At 54.0% G+C, this 15,493-nt stretch carries 13 protein-coding genes and 1 pseudogene; all 14 read left to right on the forward strand.

What is annotated here, in order from left to right; all coding sequences use genetic code 11:
• The first annotated feature begins 34 nt into the window (after positions 1-34).
• The 14 genes and pseudogenes from ACPOL_RS33670 (at position 35) to ACPOL_RS21185 (ending at position 15,470) form a co-directional block, all read left to right on the forward strand.
• Positions 35-847 carry a hypothetical protein gene (locus tag ACPOL_RS33670; protein ID WP_161557486.1) on the forward strand — a complete coding sequence of 271 codons (813 nt, stop codon included), beginning with the start codon at positions 35-37 and terminating at the stop codon, positions 845-847.
• Positions 848-888: 41 nt separating this feature from the next.
• Positions 889-2,274, forward strand: a pseudogene (locus ACPOL_RS21120) (GH92 family glycosyl hydrolase); the annotation flags it as partial.
• Positions 2,275-2,683: 409 nt separating this feature from the next.
• Positions 2,684-5,626, forward strand: a complete 2,943-nt coding sequence (locus tag ACPOL_RS21125; RefSeq protein ID WP_114208810.1) for a hypothetical protein — start codon at positions 2,684-2,686, stop codon at positions 5,624-5,626.
• A gap of 818 nt (positions 5,627-6,444) precedes the next feature.
• Entirely contained in the window at positions 6,445-6,666 is a 222-nt protein-coding gene (locus tag ACPOL_RS36455; protein ID WP_114208811.1) for a winged helix-turn-helix transcriptional regulator, read from the forward strand.
• 934 nt (positions 6,667-7,600) lie between these two features.
• Positions 7,601-8,104 (forward strand): GNAT family N-acetyltransferase, encoded by a 504-nt coding sequence (locus tag ACPOL_RS21140; RefSeq protein WP_114208813.1) that lies wholly within the window; start codon positions 7,601-7,603, stop codon positions 8,102-8,104.
• Between the two features lie 505 nt (positions 8,105-8,609).
• Positions 8,610-9,506, forward strand: coding sequence for an AraC family transcriptional regulator (locus ACPOL_RS21145; RefSeq protein WP_161557487.1), 897 nt, complete (start codon positions 8,610-8,612; stop codon positions 9,504-9,506).
• Positions 9,507-9,889: 383 nt separating this feature from the next.
• On the forward strand, positions 9,890-10,441 hold the full coding sequence (locus tag ACPOL_RS21150; RefSeq protein WP_114208815.1) for a carboxymuconolactone decarboxylase family protein: 552 nt from the start codon (positions 9,890-9,892) through the stop codon (positions 10,439-10,441).
• Between the two features lie 57 nt (positions 10,442-10,498).
• On the forward strand, positions 10,499-10,996 hold the full coding sequence (locus ACPOL_RS21155; protein WP_114208816.1) for a DM13 domain-containing protein: 498 nt from the start codon (positions 10,499-10,501) through the stop codon (positions 10,994-10,996).
• 100 nt (positions 10,997-11,096) lie between these two features.
• Positions 11,097-11,594, forward strand: coding sequence for a DM13 domain-containing protein (locus ACPOL_RS21160; RefSeq protein WP_114208817.1), 498 nt, complete (start codon positions 11,097-11,099; stop codon positions 11,592-11,594).
• 106 nt (positions 11,595-11,700) lie between these two features.
• Entirely contained in the window at positions 11,701-12,318 is a 618-nt protein-coding gene (locus ACPOL_RS21165; protein ID WP_114208818.1) for a carbonic anhydrase, read from the forward strand.
• A 113-nt stretch (positions 12,319-12,431) separates the two neighbouring features.
• The gene (locus tag ACPOL_RS21170) at positions 12,432-12,920 is read left to right on the forward strand and encodes a DUF417 family protein (RefSeq protein ID WP_114208819.1); all 489 of its coding nucleotides are present in this window, start codon (positions 12,432-12,434) and stop codon (positions 12,918-12,920) included.
• A 117-nt stretch (positions 12,921-13,037) separates the two neighbouring features.
• Positions 13,038-14,084, forward strand: a complete 1,047-nt coding sequence (locus ACPOL_RS21175) for an NAD(P)-dependent alcohol dehydrogenase (RefSeq protein WP_114208820.1) — start codon at positions 13,038-13,040, stop codon at positions 14,082-14,084.
• Positions 14,085-14,157: 73 nt separating this feature from the next.
• Positions 14,158-14,316 carry a nuclear transport factor 2 family protein gene (locus ACPOL_RS21180; protein WP_114208821.1) on the forward strand — a complete coding sequence of 53 codons (159 nt, stop codon included), beginning with the start codon at positions 14,158-14,160 and terminating at the stop codon, positions 14,314-14,316.
• 71 nt (positions 14,317-14,387) lie between these two features.
• Positions 14,388-15,470, forward strand: coding sequence for an alcohol dehydrogenase catalytic domain-containing protein (locus ACPOL_RS21185; protein WP_114208822.1), 1,083 nt, complete (start codon positions 14,388-14,390; stop codon positions 15,468-15,470).
• Positions 15,471-15,493 lie beyond the last annotated feature (23 nt).

Here is a 15,493-nt window from a genome sequence, read left to right on the forward strand (position 1 = left end):
TTCAGCGAGAACGCGAGAAGAATAGCGTTGACAAATGATAACTCCAGTCAAGAATGCTTTTACCGTTTGCCCCTTGGGTTCTTCTCTCGTCTGCCAGTCCCAGGCTTCGGACGATCTCGCGTCTCGCGTAGATCCCTTTATTGGGACCTCGACCAACCCCATTCGTGACAACGGGAATACGATTCCCGGGGCTGCGACTCCCTTCGGAATGCTCTACTGGAGTCCAGACAATCCTGACGGTACGTTCTATCGGTATGGGGATACGACGACTCGCGGCTTCAGTCTGAACTACTTGAGCGGGGCCGGGTGCGGCACGAACGGTGAGATACCTATTTTGTCGATCCTGGGAATACCTCAAACACCACCTCCCCAATATCCTTTGACTTACAAAGGAGCTTATAAACCAGGTGATCAGAAAGCCGAGCCGGGCTATTATTCGGTTAAATTCGAATCCGGGATTAATGTTCGGCTTGCCGCAGCGCCTCGGTCCGGCATCGCCGAGTTGCTATATCCTGCCGGCGGGCAGGATCACACACTCCTCGTCGACCTCAGCCGCAATCTTTCTCGGGTCACCGACGCCCAAGTCAAGATACAAGGCAAAGAGATAACGGGGTCGGTCGATGGCGGCTGGTTCTGTTCGGCGGAAAATCATTACCGGATATTCTTTGTAATTGAAACCGAGCAGGTACCGGACGGCTTCGGTACCTTCGATGAAATAGCAGTGAAACCGAGCGTCCCCTTGGCCAAAGGTAGGAGCACAGGGGCATACATAACTTTTGTTTCCACCGTCCGAGCGTGCACGTCAAGGTTGGAATCTCTTACGTTAGCATCACAAACGCAAGACTAAATCTGCGCACCGAAATTCCCGGCTGAAATGTCCAGCAAGTTCGCAGCGACGCGCGAGCTGCGTGGAACAAGGTTCTGCAAAGGGTCAGAGTGGAGGGAGGAAACACATCGCAAGAAAACATCTTCTATACCGCGCTCTACCACTCACTGCTTTGACCGTCCATTTTTAGCGATGTCAATGGGGAATACATTGGATTTGACAAAAAAATACATCGCGCCGAGGGCCGCATTCAGTACGCTAACTTCTCGGGGTGGGATGTCTATCGCACCCAAACGCAACTGATCTCCATGCTCTTTCCTGGAATTGCGAGTGGCATGGCGGAGTCACTAGTGATCGACGCAAAGGAGGGAAAAGGACTGCCAATCTGGCCAGTCGCTAATGACGAAAGCACTGTGATGGTGGAGGATCCTTCAGACTTGATTATTGCCAACACCTATGCTTTTGGTGCTCAAGATTTCGATACCAAAGGGGCGCTTGCTACCATGCTTCACGGCGCGGACAATCCTGATACCCACATTCGCCTATATGCGGAACGTCCTGGTCTTCGCGATTATCTCAAGCGCGGATACATTCCTGAAGGGCCTCTCACGACGGGTTCTGCTTCTATCACCCTTGAGGACGCTAATGCCGACTTTGCCATTTCGCAATTTTGCCGAGCGCTGGGCCAGTCGGGATGCGCCGACAGGTTCCTCGCGCGCTCCGCGAATTGGCGAAAACTCTTTAACCCCAACACTAAGTACATCCGGGCGCGGGATCAAAGCGGCGTATTTCTCTCAGGCTTTTCTCCGGATAAGACGACGGGATTCGTTGAAGGCAATGCCGCGCAATACACCTGGATGGTCCCCTATGACTTACCCGCCGTCATCCAGAGTCTCGGAGGACCGGATGCTGCGAACGCGAGATTGGATGACTACTTCAGCAAATATGGGGAATGGACCGGCAGTGGTTATACTCCCCACTTCTTCATCAGCAATGAGCCCAGCTTTGGTAATCCATGGATCTACAATTGGACTGGTCACCCGTGGCAAACCCAGAAGGTAGTCCGAAAGACTCGGGACGAGTTGTTCACCGACACGGCCGGGGGATTGCCCGGTAACGACGATCTAGGAGCCACCTCAGCATGGGTTGTCTTCGGCTATCTGGGTATCTATCCAGCAATTCCGGGTGTAGGCGGATTCACGTTGAGCACGCCAATCTTTCCTACGGTGAACCTATCGCTAGGTGAACATGATCTACTCATCTCCGCGGATGTCGCTCCTAACAGGACATATATAGAAAGTGTGTGGCTTGACGGAGTGGCTATATCCAATTGGTGGGTAGGATGGGAACAGCTAAAACGTGCAAAGGAGTTGCACTATGGGTTGAGGGACGAGCCGAATAGCGATTCTGGTGAGCGGCCACCCTCCTTCCCTCCCCAGCCTCGCTAGGCGTCTAAGTCGTTTAGATTGCGAAGATGTAGAGGTTCAGATCAAAGTGTCCGGTTGGCAAGATACAGTTTATTAGAACGATCTTAGGACAGGAGAACTGCGAAGAAGGCGGATGGGCTGTCGCAGACTGTCCACCGATGATCAATTGGGATGACTCTTTAGATTAGGCGCCCCGCGACTCCAGACGAATGTGCAGGTTTGTGACAAGAATAGCGTAGCTCACCGGACCAGTAAGCCGCTGATGCCATGTCCGGGCGTAAAATGTTGCCGGAATTAAGCCTTACGTGAGCGGTAGGTTCCTCATAAAGAATCATCGCTATCTTTATAGACTCGAATTGGGTGTCCACCCTAAGGTTGAGGCGTTCTTGGAGCAGACCTTTCATTGTTCAGGATTCTCAGGAGGCTCAATTTGAGAGCGCAATATACCTTGATACCATTAACCGCGGCATTCTTGCTGTCATTCCAGATCACGGCAAATGCGCAGCAGAGATCAGCGGCCTCAGAGCAGAAAGCGCAAGCTGCTACCCAGGCAGCCGATGCCTCTGGCGACCCTAATACGCTTGATTACACGACAAGCTGGATCGGTAATACGTATCCGGGTAACGGCACGGAGCCAAACCACGCCTTGCAACACGTCCCTCTCGACGTGGACGGGATCTATGCCACTCCGGACGGCAAGATCTATAGCAACACTACCTGGGACGAAGGTGGCCGGCCGGTGAGCATTTTCAAGGAAGGGAAGCTGATCAGCCCTCTCAACGCGCTGAACAACAGCCCCAACTTTCAGAATGGCGGTGGCGACGCAGTTGCAGCTGACGAAAGGTATATCTACAAGGGCAATTCGGCGAACGGCACTGATGGCGGCCAAGGGATATCGGTCCTAAATGCCTCAGACCTGACCGGCGCATCGGTTTCGCTTACTGGCAGCAGCACCTTGCCAAAGAGCTATGAAGTGAACGGCATCACTATCGCGGACGGTAAGATTTATGTGGCCGAGGGCGACGAGAACGTGGTCGATGTCTTCGATCAAAAGACCTTGGGTTTGATTCGGAGCCTTTCCATCCTTGCTCCTGCCCGAATCGCCGTCGATCAACAGGGCGGTATTTGGGTAAGTGAAAATGACAATACTCCGTTACCTAATTTGGATGGCATCGTCTTCAACTACAACACAGATTATGGTCTCTCCACTATCAGGCATTTCGATTGCGCCGGCAAACTGATCAACACCATTACCTTACCTGAAGGAGGAGAAGTTTCTGCGCTCTGGATTGACAATCTCGGTTTCCTGCTCGTGGGCGATGAGGGGCCGGACCAAAACATCAAAGTATACGGAAATCTGCTTTCCGCACCTTTCCTCGTAAGAACGCTCGGAGTTAAAGGCGGCGTCTACGCCGGAAACAAGGACCAACGAGGCACGATCGGACCCTGGCGCTTCAGAGGTATCACTGGGATAGCGACCGATAGTCTTAACAACCTCTATGTAAGTCAGAATGGCTGGGGCTATGCCCATGGTAACGGGCACGGAACGCAGCTACAAAGCTATAATATCTTCGGAGAGACTAACTGGTCAGTCGACGGACTCGAATTTGTGACCACAATGGATATGGATCAGCATACACAACGTGACATTTACGATCCCTACCACCACTTTAAAGTCGACTTCAGTCGCCCCGCGGGACAGGAGGCCACCTACGTCGCCGATACTGTTGACCGCTTCCGCTACCCCGACGACGTACGCATCACAGGCATTTCTTCCACCACGCAAATCCAATACATTGAAGGGAAGAAATTCTTGCTGGTGGGGCCTCAGAGCGGCGGCTACATGGCTATTTATCGCTTTGACGATAGCGCCTCTGGTCCAGGGAAAGAGATTGCAATACCGTGCGCTGCATTCGATTACGGGGCGTTTCAGGGCAAGTATCAGGATTTTGACGTTCAGCCTGACAATGGAGAGTTTATCTGGAGAGATCTGAACGGAGATGGCAAACTGCAATTGGATGAATTCCTGGAACCTCCAAATGACCTTCATCGCGACGGTGGTACTTTCTGGATGGACTCCAACGGCGACGTCTGGCAGGTAAACTATCAGGCAGAATATCCCCCGTATGAGAATTCCATCCACCTCCGTCGATACCTTTTTCAAGGGTTTGATTCCTATGGCGCCCCAATTTACGACTTCAATCACATGGTCGTCTATGATGCTCCAAACGATTTCCAAGGTCTTACCAGTGTTGGAAGCGCTATCTTTGATCCTCAGGAGACCGACGGCGGAACTCTATATGTGTACGGGGGCACCAACCAAATTGCCCGATATGACCACTGGGACAAGGGCAACAGAACGCCCAAGTGGATACTCAACGTCCCGTTTGACCCGGATCCCAATAACACCTGGTCTCCTGAGTCCTTCACGCAGGATCGAAAATACGTGTTCGTTGATTTCAATACTCCCCATTACACACTCATCTATAGCACCACAGACGGTTCTTACGTCGGGAGGTTTACTCCAGGCACGGATGTAGGAGGTTTGCCAAACATCGGCAACGACGATGAATGGCAGTCCATTCGCGCACATCACTTAAAAAACGGCGAATACCTCTTATTGAAAGAAGAGGATTACCAAGCTAAGCAACTGCTATTTAAATGGACTCCGCCATCGACTCTCACTAAAATTTCAGCTCCGGCTCCGCCGACGTCAGTGACGGCCGTACCCGCTGACGAACAGGTCACCTTGTCGTGGACCGGCGGAGCAGGAGCGCTGGTCTACACCGTGTCGCGCAGTACCACAAAGGGCGGCCCATATACGGCCGTCGACAGTGGAATTTATCAGACCAACGTGACGGATCTCGGCCTGACCAATGGGACGACTTACTACTATGTCGTATCGTCACTCAGTGAGACCGGAACAAGCATCAACTCCCCCGAATTGGAAGTCACTCCGGTGGCTTACGGAAAAACGTATGAAGCTGAGGATTCTGTCATCAGTGGAGCAAACATCTATCCGTGCCCTCTGTGTTCGGGCGGCGCCTTAGTTGGCTACCTGGTTCCTGGAACGTCCATGACGTTTACGGTCACCGTTCCGGCCACAGGCGCGTATGCTATTCGCATCTATGATTGCAACGGTGATAGCACCACGCCGCCTGCAGACACCATAGGCATCAAGATTAATGACGGGGCCCAGGGTGTCTCGCCCGTGTTGCCATTTACAGGAACTTATTCCACACCCGGGTATGTCACTTTTAATGCGTCGCTCAGCCAAGGAAAGAATGCGATCGTGCTTGGAGACCCATCCACATTTACAAATGGCTCTCCGAATATCGACCGCATTGTGGTGCCTACAGCCCCAAGTCCATAGCCTGCAATCTACAATTCGACTAAGTATTCGGTGCTTGTCTGTTGCGTTAGGACAGGCACCGGAGCACCCCTAGATGAGCTCTTAGTGAGAGTATCTATTAGTATCAAGGGCCTGCACTAACCGTTTTAGTCGAATGATGAACGCGCCCGTTCTTTCAATTGGAAACGCGGGCCTCGCCGCTTAAACGTGGAAGTTGTCCTTTCTTTGCATTTTAACCATCTTTTCATCTCATCTTAGGTGTTTGGACTCAGAGTCCTCAGATGGATGGGGCGAAACGATGGGCAGCGGCTGCAAATAGAGAGCCCCGCGACGATTGATAGAGCATATTGTGGTAAAACGAATCGGCCACGGCAGACGCAAACTCCTCTAAGCCAAGCATGGGCATGTCCCGAATTTGATGCCGCACTACTAATCCTGTTGACCTGCCCCCATTCTTCGTCCAGTTTGGTGTACGAAATCATAACTCGGTAGTGTCCAGAGTTTTTCGCACTTTCGATCTTCGTTGGGACTTAGGAAGGTTGTTGGGTTGCGGTTGATTTACTCTGGCCCCCCATGGGGCCAGAGTAAAAGGTCATGCGATGGCGACGATTTCGGCGAGCCGGTTCATCTGTAGATAGCGTTTGGTTCCCCAGCGGGTTCCGGCGACGTGTCTGAGCCGGGCTGCCACTAACATCAACGCCGACTTGCCGTCCGCGACCCTCTCTATCCCTGAAGAACACAGTTCTGACCGTTCACCGCCCCCGAGGCGCTTGTCAGGCTAATACAGTGAAGGTTGTTCCACTTCCGCGATCAGCATTGTCGAGAAAGAAGGAGAGCAGATGCCCATCGCCCCGAAGAAGTCCCGATGCTGCCCGATAGCGAGGAGTCTGGCTGTCTTGTCCGAGAGGTGGAAGGCTATAGTCGTCTGGCATCTCCTGTCCGGTCGCAAACGCTACTCTGACCTGCTAAATCTCGCTGCGGTCGTACCGGAGCATATTCTCACACAAGTTTTACGTCCATTGGCCATCGACGGCGGTATTCAAAAGACAGATGCGCACTAAAAGCTAACGGATCTTGGCTCAGGGCTCATCCTGGCAATGGTTGGCAAGTTTCCGTTTTATTACATTGCCGGCTTCAGCTAGCCTCCCGCAACTCTGTTCCACTATCAAGGTTCTGCTTGCCAGAGCTACCGACAATGTATGGTCCGCCGCAGGACTGCAAGGGAACAGCTTCGGAGCGATAGACAAGTCTGCGGCAATGTATTCGGCCTTCGAGTGGAGACCTTCTCTCCTGGCCACGATGAGTTCCGCTGCGTGCCTGTCCTTACAAGTCGGTCGGTCGTTTGAAGTCCATTATCGGTATCAGGTTGAAGGCACGCCGTTGTGACTGTTCTTTCGTCGTTGCTGTTCCTGTGCAGACTTCGGTGGGTAAGCTTAAATCTGTTGATGTGGCGCTGTTAGTGGTGGCATAAGTTCAGGCCGCGCGGCACTTGCATATGGGCAGGTCGAAACCACCTCAGCCAGTCATTCCGCACGGAGGACTGTACGGCAAGCGGTCGAGAGAAGAAGCGATCGAACAATGCCGCCCAATGGCGTTATGTATATGACTCATCTCGCTATGCGGCTGAATTGCACGCGCTTCACTCTGAATCGTTGAGAGACGGTTCGTCCCTGTCTTCGGACCGTCGGTTTTCCGCCACCGACCTCAGCGGGCCCTTCCAAACCCCCACCCTGCAAGCGTCCGCTTCGCGGCTAAAACTTGGAGACCTGCGCAAATGGACTCCACCCCGACTGCGCGGCGACAATGGGCTTCCCCAATCATCGCGACTGAGCCGAGCCTCGGAGAGGCCTCCAGCGGGGAAGATGCGATTACAATACCGTGAGCTGCAGCCCTTACATCGTGCACATGGATCTTCTGTTGCCCTGCTATTGCCATGGGTCCTGGAGAGGACAATCGTTATACTGATCTCATTAGGAGTCGAACGGAGAATCTACTTTGGCGCTGGACGAGAGTGGCTGCAACATACATGACTTGAGTTTGCTGGACGCGGCAGCGGTACTCTTATTGAATAACAGGAATGCCAAAGAAACATCTGCTCTCGATCCCGCTGGTCTTACAAGACTGCTCAACATGGCTTTCTATGTGCGAGGCCTAGACCTTGGTGCAACGGCGTTCTTGATTGCGCTCGATCACAATGCTGCATACGTAAATCCAAACTTCTTATGGTTCAAGGCGTCTCTGACATCGTTTGTCTATATTGATCGCATCGTCGTCTCAAGTTTGGCTCGTGGATCTGGAATTGGTAGAGTTCTCTACGCGGATCTTTTTGCAGCCGCGAAACGATCCGGTCATGATCGCGTGGTCTGTGAGGTCAATGTCGAACCTCCGAACCTCGCATCGGAGGCTTTTCATCTCGCAATGGGCTTCGAGGAGATCGGCCAGGCCACGATTCACGACGGCACGAAAGTCGTGCGCTACTTCAAGAAGACCTTGGTCTAGGTTGGGCGGTGCGCGTGCAAATTAGGCGGCATGAGACAGGTCCATACATATGCTCCCTTTACCTCTCTAAGACGACCGGCCATCATGAAGTCATGGGCAAGATAAAGCCATCGCCAAGCCATTCTCGGTGCCGGTTTGAAGGCTTTTCACAGCAATGGCTACAACGCCAAGAAAGTACAGGACGTTGTGCTCTTGGCCGGTGTGACAAAGGATCGTTTTACAACCACTTTGCCAGCAAGAGACGCCCGGCAATCACCGCGTAACCCCAAAGATACGGATGCCTCTGTCGAATCGATTCAATGTCAGCCGGACACAATTGTGAAAAACAGGCCCAAGGTTCAAAAGTGAACGTCGCTCCACTCCACCATTCCGCTATCTTACATCGGTAAAGGTCGTTCTATACGTTTGGAAACACCGTCAGCTCGGACCGACCAACAGCAACCCGTCGAATCCCTATGCATTGAGCGGCATGACCAAATGAAGCTTCGAGATGAGGACAAGCCGGATGCTGACACACGGAACAGCTAACGAACAACTCAATTCCACTCCTCACATTGGGCATCGTTTCGAGACTACTCTGCTGACGATCAATCGTTTTCCCGCGCACCCCTATGAAGTGAACTTCAAGGCCGATCGGGATGTAGTTGCGATTGCTTCTGGCATATCAATCGGCCTGAAAGCTTATGACACCGATCGCAGAACTCGCTTACATGTACTGCCTGGAAGGGCAGATTTTCATCCAGTTGGTTCAGAGACCTACGTGCGAGCAGAGGAAACCAGCGGTTTAGTGGTATTTTCATTCGATCCGTCTCTCCGGCAAGAACTTCTTGCGGACGTAGCTGCAACACAGAGGGATTGCACCGTTGAGACGGTTGAGGACATTGTGTCGCACTATGCTAGCGCTGTTGCGCCTGTAATCAGCTCGCTTTTGGAAACAGGCCTCCGCAATGGATCGATTCAGGGAGAAACTCTGGCAGTTAATTTCTTCGACGCTGTCTTGCGCCGCGCCCTGAACGTCCACGGCAATCCGCGCCGCCCCGGACTAGACTCCAGACGCCTTCGAAGGGTGCTGGAGTATCTTGAAGAGAATTTGCATCGAGATATTTCTTTGAGGCAGCTTTCCAGTGTCGCATCGTTGCAACTAAACCACTTCATTCGTGCTTTCAAACAGGCCACCGGCATCGCCCCGCATCAGTATCTGCTGACGAGGCGTATCGAGCGTGCAAAGGATCTATTGCGCTCGACGGATCTGTGCATAGCCGAGATCTCCTATTTGCTGACGTTTTCCTCGCAAGCGCACTTCAGCAACGTCTTCAAAACCCTAACGAACATCACTCCTTTGGCGTACCAAAACCGAACGGTGATGATGCTGCAGGCCCAGCAAAGCAATACGGTCGGGTGATCTCTGCCCATTCCGTGTTGCGCGTTGAGGGTCTTGCCATCGCGAACGCCGTCTGCCGCCGGAGGATCTGGACTGCAGACGGTTCGCTGCCCTGCAACAGACCCGACCTTCCTGCCTTGAACGGAGTGGTATGTGCCAAAGATTGCTAATTTTCTGAAATACAAAATGGGAGCGATTGCGAGACGCTTGACTAGTTGAGCAGGGGCCGGGCGGCGGACGGATACGCTCCATCCGCTGTCCTACCAAAAGAATTTTGGTAGGTCGTGGCAGTCGTTCACCGGGTTCCTCTTGTGGAGACAGCCACCACAGAACGATCGCAGACAAAAGCGCCCACACTCCTCAGCGCACTGAAAAGAATTTGATGAGTTGTAAAGGAGATTAGCATGTCATCGCAAGGGCTTGAACAAACGGATACCGGTTTTTCGATCTACACGATTGAGAACGCACCCTCAGAAACGAAGCCGCTGCTTGAGGGCATCAAGAAAACATACGGGGGCTTTCTGCCAAACCTGATTGCCGTTTTAGGTGGCAGTGCACCATTACTTGCAGCCAACGTAGCTCTGTTTGAACAGGTTGAGAAGATCTCGCTTTCAGCCATCGAACAGCAGGTCGTCGAACTAGCAATCAGCAACCAAAATAATTGTGAGTACTGTGTTGCCGGCCACGTCTTTCTTTCGCGAAAGCTCCCGCAAGAACCTCTGATCGCGGCGCGCTCCGGTAAGTCTATCGCTGAGCCGAAGCTGGAGTCATTGCGGTCATTTGCGGTCGAGATGGTCCGCACCGCTGGTTCACCAGCAGCGGATGTGCGCGACAGCTTCTTCGCTCATTACAGTCGCCAACAGGCTTTGGAAGTGATCCTCCTCCTGACGCTTAAGACCCTTCACAACTACACGAACAACCTTGCAGAGACTCCGATTGACGAAATTTACAAGTAAGCGCTAAGCCTCGTCGGGATTAGCAAGCAACCATCAGCTCGCTCTCGTGAAGATGTCATGGCACAGATTGCATTGACGCCTTGTGCGATAAAACTTCATACCCCACACAACCCGAAAGGAATGATCCTCATGACACGTTTCCATAAACTGATAAGCACCGCATCCTTACTACTAGCCGCAACTCTCACCTCAGCACATGCTCAAGACGCCACACCTCTCCAAACAGGCGTTTTTCACGGTCAGGTCCACGCGACCAGCGGACGCGCATCGGTCTACAAGGGGACGGACGGTAAGTTGACCCTACGGCTCACGAACTTTAAGACTTCGAATGGGCCTGATGTGCATGTGCTGCTCATCGCGGCCGATGATGCGCAAGACAATGACAATTTCCTGAAAGGTAACGTCGAGCGTATCGAACTCGGCAAGCTCAAAGGTAACGAAGGCGACCAGAACTACGACATCCCTGCCGGAACTGACCTCGCGAAGTTTCATCGCATTGCGATCTATTGCGTGCGCTTCAATGCGAACTTCGGCACAGCGCCTCTTGAAAAATAAGAGATCGTCGGCAAGGACTGCTGTTAGAGGCTATGGCCGGTCACGCAGCCCTTTGTGACCGGGTTCTTCTTCACCCGCAATTGTGCATTAGGTAAATCAAATGGTTGGCTTTCTACGCAAGCACAAAGCGCTCTCTGGAATGGTATCCGCGATCATCTTGACCGCGCTATGGTATCTCTTCCGTCCCGAGAAGCTGTTCATCAATGAGCGCGTGAACGAAGCAGCTCCGGTTGCCGCAGTTGGCCAAGCACACCCAATCTACACCGGCCGACTCCATGGAGAATTGCATGAAGTCAGTGGGCGCGCCACGATCTTACGTCAAACCGACGGAACACTGATTCTGAGGTTAAGCGATTTTCATACAACGATTGATCCGGACCTACATGTAGTCCTTGCCCTTGCCGACGATCCGGCTCTAAAAAGCACCTCGCCAGGGAAGGGTTTAGCCTCGGTTGACGTGGGTGCCCTGAAAGGCAACGTAGACGATCAGAGCTATAGTATTCCCGCAAATACAGACCCCGCGCGGTACAACACCGTCGCCATTTACAGCGAACGATCACAGGCAGTGTTTGGAGCGGCAAGCTTGCAGCCGTTTTGAACTAGGTCGTGCTTACGTCAGTTTCCGGTGGAAGCAGGCTTAGCGATTGTTCCAACGAGAAGCCGGCCACCGCGCATACATAAAGAGAGATCGAAGGAGAAGAGAGATGAATGTCAACGATAAGACGCTACTCAAGGTTCCGGGTCTCAACCCTGAAGCGATCCGCGATTTCTTTCACAAAGCGGTTCCGCTTCGCACGATTGTGGTCATGTGCCCAGATCCGCGCGCAACCAGTATTCCAGAGGCGATTGCGAAGGAGTTCGGCCAGACATGGCCTGGCGAAGTAGTCCATGACGACAAAGGGGCAGCAGTAGGATCGACCACGAACATCCTGTTGAATGTCACAACCGGTGCACGTGCAGTTGACGCGCTGCGTTCGATCACCTCACTCAACTATCTGATCGGTGTCGAGAATGTCGTCCTTGTGCAGCACACGTTCTGCGGCACGACAGGGTGGACACCTGATGTGCTGATCGAGACCTACAAGCGCGAATTCGGGGCCGACATCTCTCGCCAGCACGTACTTGAAGACATCAGCATCCTGGACTTCGAGCAAACGCTTCGTTACGACGCCGCGCTCATCCGTAACTCCCCCGGCACGCCGAAGACCATAAACATCTTCGGCTATATCTTCGACATCGACACCAAAGAACTCAGCAAAGTCCTAGAGGATCGCGGCATCCCGATAAGATCGGCGGCGTCCCTCTCTGGGCAAGCCGCATGATACGTCAATACGCCTCGTGTCGTTAGTAAATGAGCTTCACTCGTTGTTCACAGCAGTTCTAACCCCTGCCGGTGAAGGTCGTTTCGGCCTGCCGACGATTCAGGAAGGAAATTATGCAAGAGTCATCAGCAGAAACGATCTCATCAGGCTTTGGGAAACCATTGGTACTCAACATCGAGGGGAGGCTACCGGCAGTCGGCACCGCAATCCTTCGATATGGAACCGTCTTCTTGCTGCTCCTTTGGGGATCGGCGAAGTGGACTCCTGATGAGGCCGCGGCGATTCAGCCGTGGATGTCGCATAGCCCATTGACCTCTTGGCTCTACCTTCTATTCAGTGTGCAGAGAGGAGCCATCGCCGTCGGCGTTGTGGAGATAACGATCGCAGTAATGATTGCGACCCGCCATTTTTTACCAAGAGTTTCTGCGCTGGGCAGCTTGATCTCCGTCTTCATGTTTCTTACTACGCTCAGCTTCCTCGTCACCACTCCACACCTCGACGCCGGCTCGCAAGGCTTCCTTATGAAAGATCTTATGTTTCTTGGCGCAGCAGTGTATACGGCAGGCGAAGCCTTCCAAGCGAGCCGTTCGCGGAGTCGCTGACGCAGGACGTATTCGATACCCGTTGCATTTCTCGGGCCCAGTGGCTTGGCTGCCGAATTCCTGCCGCAAGCGCGTATGAGTCCTCTAACCAAACCGCAAGATTATTGGAGAGTTTACATGTTTGAAACAACCGGGTACGCCCTTGAGAGCGCCACTGCGCCGCTTACGCCTCTCACCTTTAACCGTCGCGACCCTCGACCCGTAGATGTGGCCATGAAAATACTCTTCTGCGGAGTCTGTCATGCTGATGTCGGTCTTGCACATGGCGAGTGGGGTTTCGGCAATTATCCGTGCGTACCCGGTCACGAGATCGTCGGGCGAGTCACCGCCGTGGGCTCGAAAGTGTCGAAATATAAGGTAGGCGATCTGGTGGGCGTCGGCCCGCTGGTTGATAGCTGTCGCACCTGTGCTGCGTGCAAGGAAGGCCACGAGCAGCTTTGCGACACGGGCTTCACGCCAACGTACATGGGGCCAGATAAGGATTTCGGTCATACCTATGGCGGGTATTCGCACGACATCGTAGTGGATGAGAACTATGTGGTGCGCGTTCCGGGAACGATCAACGCCGCTGCCGCTGCTCCTTTGCTTTGCGCCGGCATCACTTCATACTCACCCTTGAAGCGCGCGAATGTTGGTCCTGGGATGACTGTCGGCGTGATCGGCATCGGCGGAGTCGGGCACATGGCCATCAAGTTTGCGAAGGCGATGGGAGCCAAAGTTGTAGCGCTAACGACCTCTGCTGGCAAGGCCGACGACGCGCGACGCCTCGGTGCCGATGACGTGCTCGTCACTACAGATGCCGATGCGATGACCAAGTCCAAGGAGCGTTTCGACGTCATCCTCGACACTGTAGCCGTATCACACAACCTGAACGGCTACCTTGGTCTAGTGAAGCGCGAAGGTGAACTCTGCTTGCTCGGTACGCCCCCGGAATTGACGGCTGCCGCGCTGGCATTGATATTCCGGAGCAAACGGCTCACCGGTTCCTTCTTCGGAGGCATCGCCGAGACGCAGGAGATGCTCGACTTCAGCGCCAAGCACGGCATCGCCGCCGACATCGAAATCGTGAGGCTGGATCAGATCAACGAGGCATGGAAGCGCATGATCGCCGCGGATGTCAGGTACCGCTTCGTGATCGAAATGGCACTGACCCAACCGGCTTAATCCCAACCGTTGTCGATGCCGCTGGGCTCGGACCTCCGGATTCCAGTAATCGCGGGTACGGGCCCGGAGGCCGATGGGGATAGGTGGTGCTGCCAGCCTGCGCATCGATTGCGAAGATCGGCAGGGCGTCTACTACAGCGACTTTATGAACCTGCTCAAGATCGACGGAGTTTGGAAGGTCGTCGGCAAAGTATTCGAGGCTCAAGAAGGCGCTAGTACACGACTTAGTTGAGAACGAATGAAAATGATGCTTTCCGGCACCCTAACCCCTTTCCACCTACCCGAAGGACGAGGAACCTTACGATGATAGCGACATACTACAACGAGCGCGCTGAAGTGCGGGTTGGCGATCTGCCCCAGCCCAAGCTGCTCAACCCAGGCGACGCCATCGTCCGGGTGACGCTTGCTGGAATTTGCGGCGCGGATCTGGAATTCACCCAGAACGGCCCAGAGGTTGGCTATAAGCCGGGAATGCGAACCGGCCATGAATTCGTCGGCGTTGTCGAGGAAGTCGGCAAGGACGTGACCGTCGTAAAACCGGGCGACCGTGTGGTCGCTTCGGCCGGGTTCGTCGACGGTGAATGTTTCTATTGCAAGCTCGGCCAGTACCCCGCGTGCGAGCACTTCGGCCTCTTCGGTTCGCCCATGTTCCTGGAGCACGGCGGAGAGGACGTTCAGGGAGGGCAATCGGAATTTGTCCGCGTCCCTTATGCCAACGGGACTCTGTTCAAGCTTCCCGAGAGCCTGAGCGGTGGCGCAGACGACACTCGCGTCCTGCCACTTGGCGATAACTTTTCGACCGGCTTCCACGGTGCCGTAAACGCCAGAATTCAGCCAGGCGAGACCGTTGTCGTCTTTGGCGACGGTGCGGTCGGCCTGTCTACGGTGATGGCGGCCACTCTCTTTGGTCCTGCCGCAATCGTCCTGATCGGACGCCATGACTGCCGGCTTGAACTTGGCAACAAAGCTGGCGCAACGCATGTCTTGAACGCGAACAACGCGGATGCGGTTGCCTACGTGAAGGAACAGACCGATGGCCGCGGTGCCGCATCGGTCATCGATACAATCGGTGGGAGGTCGTCCCTGACGCAGACGCTTGAGGTCGCGCGTGCCGGTGCTTCGATCAGCGTGACCGGCCTTGGGCATCTCTTCGCGCCGGTAGATGCGCCTTATTCGGCGGCCGCGTTTCGCAACCTGCACATCCACACGGGTATCGTCACCGTCAACACCTACGTCAACCGGCTGCTTCCGCTGGTGGAGAGCGGTCGCATTGATCCGAGCATCATCTTCACTGATATTCTTCCGCTCGCCGAGGCCGTGCGTGGCTACGCATTGATGCGGGATCGTTCGGCGGGAACCGTCAAGGTGGCGCTTCGTAACTGCTAAATGGACTACTCCGATGATCGGGG

The sequence above is a fragment of the Acidisarcina polymorpha genome, from assembly GCF_003330725.1.
Lineage (GTDB): Bacteria > Acidobacteriota > Terriglobia > Terriglobales > Acidobacteriaceae > Acidisarcina > Acidisarcina polymorpha.

What these genes read in the sequence shown, in the direction of transcription:
- ACPOL_RS33670 (WP_161557486.1), top strand. Translation starts at nt 35, where the DNA reads ATGATAACTCCAGTCAAGAATGCTTTTACCGTTTGCCCCTTGGGTTCT.
- ACPOL_RS36455 (WP_114208811.1), top strand. Translation starts at nt 6,445, where the DNA reads ATGCCCATCGCCCCGAAGAAGTCCCGATGCTGCCCGATAGCGAGGAGT.
- ACPOL_RS21145 (WP_161557487.1), top strand. Translation starts at nt 8,610, where the DNA reads ATGCTGACACACGGAACAGCTAACGAACAACTCAATTCCACTCCTCAC.
- ACPOL_RS21150 (WP_114208815.1), top strand. Translation starts at nt 9,890, where the DNA reads ATGTCATCGCAAGGGCTTGAACAAACGGATACCGGTTTTTCGATCTAC.
- ACPOL_RS21155 (WP_114208816.1), top strand. Translation starts at nt 10,499, where the DNA reads ATGGCACAGATTGCATTGACGCCTTGTGCGATAAAACTTCATACCCCA.
- ACPOL_RS21160 (WP_114208817.1), top strand. Translation starts at nt 11,097, where the DNA reads ATGGTTGGCTTTCTACGCAAGCACAAAGCGCTCTCTGGAATGGTATCC.
- ACPOL_RS21165 (WP_114208818.1), top strand. Translation starts at nt 11,701, where the DNA reads ATGAATGTCAACGATAAGACGCTACTCAAGGTTCCGGGTCTCAACCCT.
- ACPOL_RS21170 (WP_114208819.1), top strand. Translation starts at nt 12,432, where the DNA reads ATGCAAGAGTCATCAGCAGAAACGATCTCATCAGGCTTTGGGAAACCA.
- ACPOL_RS21175 (WP_114208820.1), top strand. Translation starts at nt 13,038, where the DNA reads ATGTTTGAAACAACCGGGTACGCCCTTGAGAGCGCCACTGCGCCGCTT.
- ACPOL_RS21180 (WP_114208821.1), top strand. Translation starts at nt 14,158, where the DNA reads ATGGGGATAGGTGGTGCTGCCAGCCTGCGCATCGATTGCGAAGATCGG.
- ACPOL_RS21185 (WP_114208822.1), top strand. Translation starts at nt 14,388, where the DNA reads ATGATAGCGACATACTACAACGAGCGCGCTGAAGTGCGGGTTGGCGAT.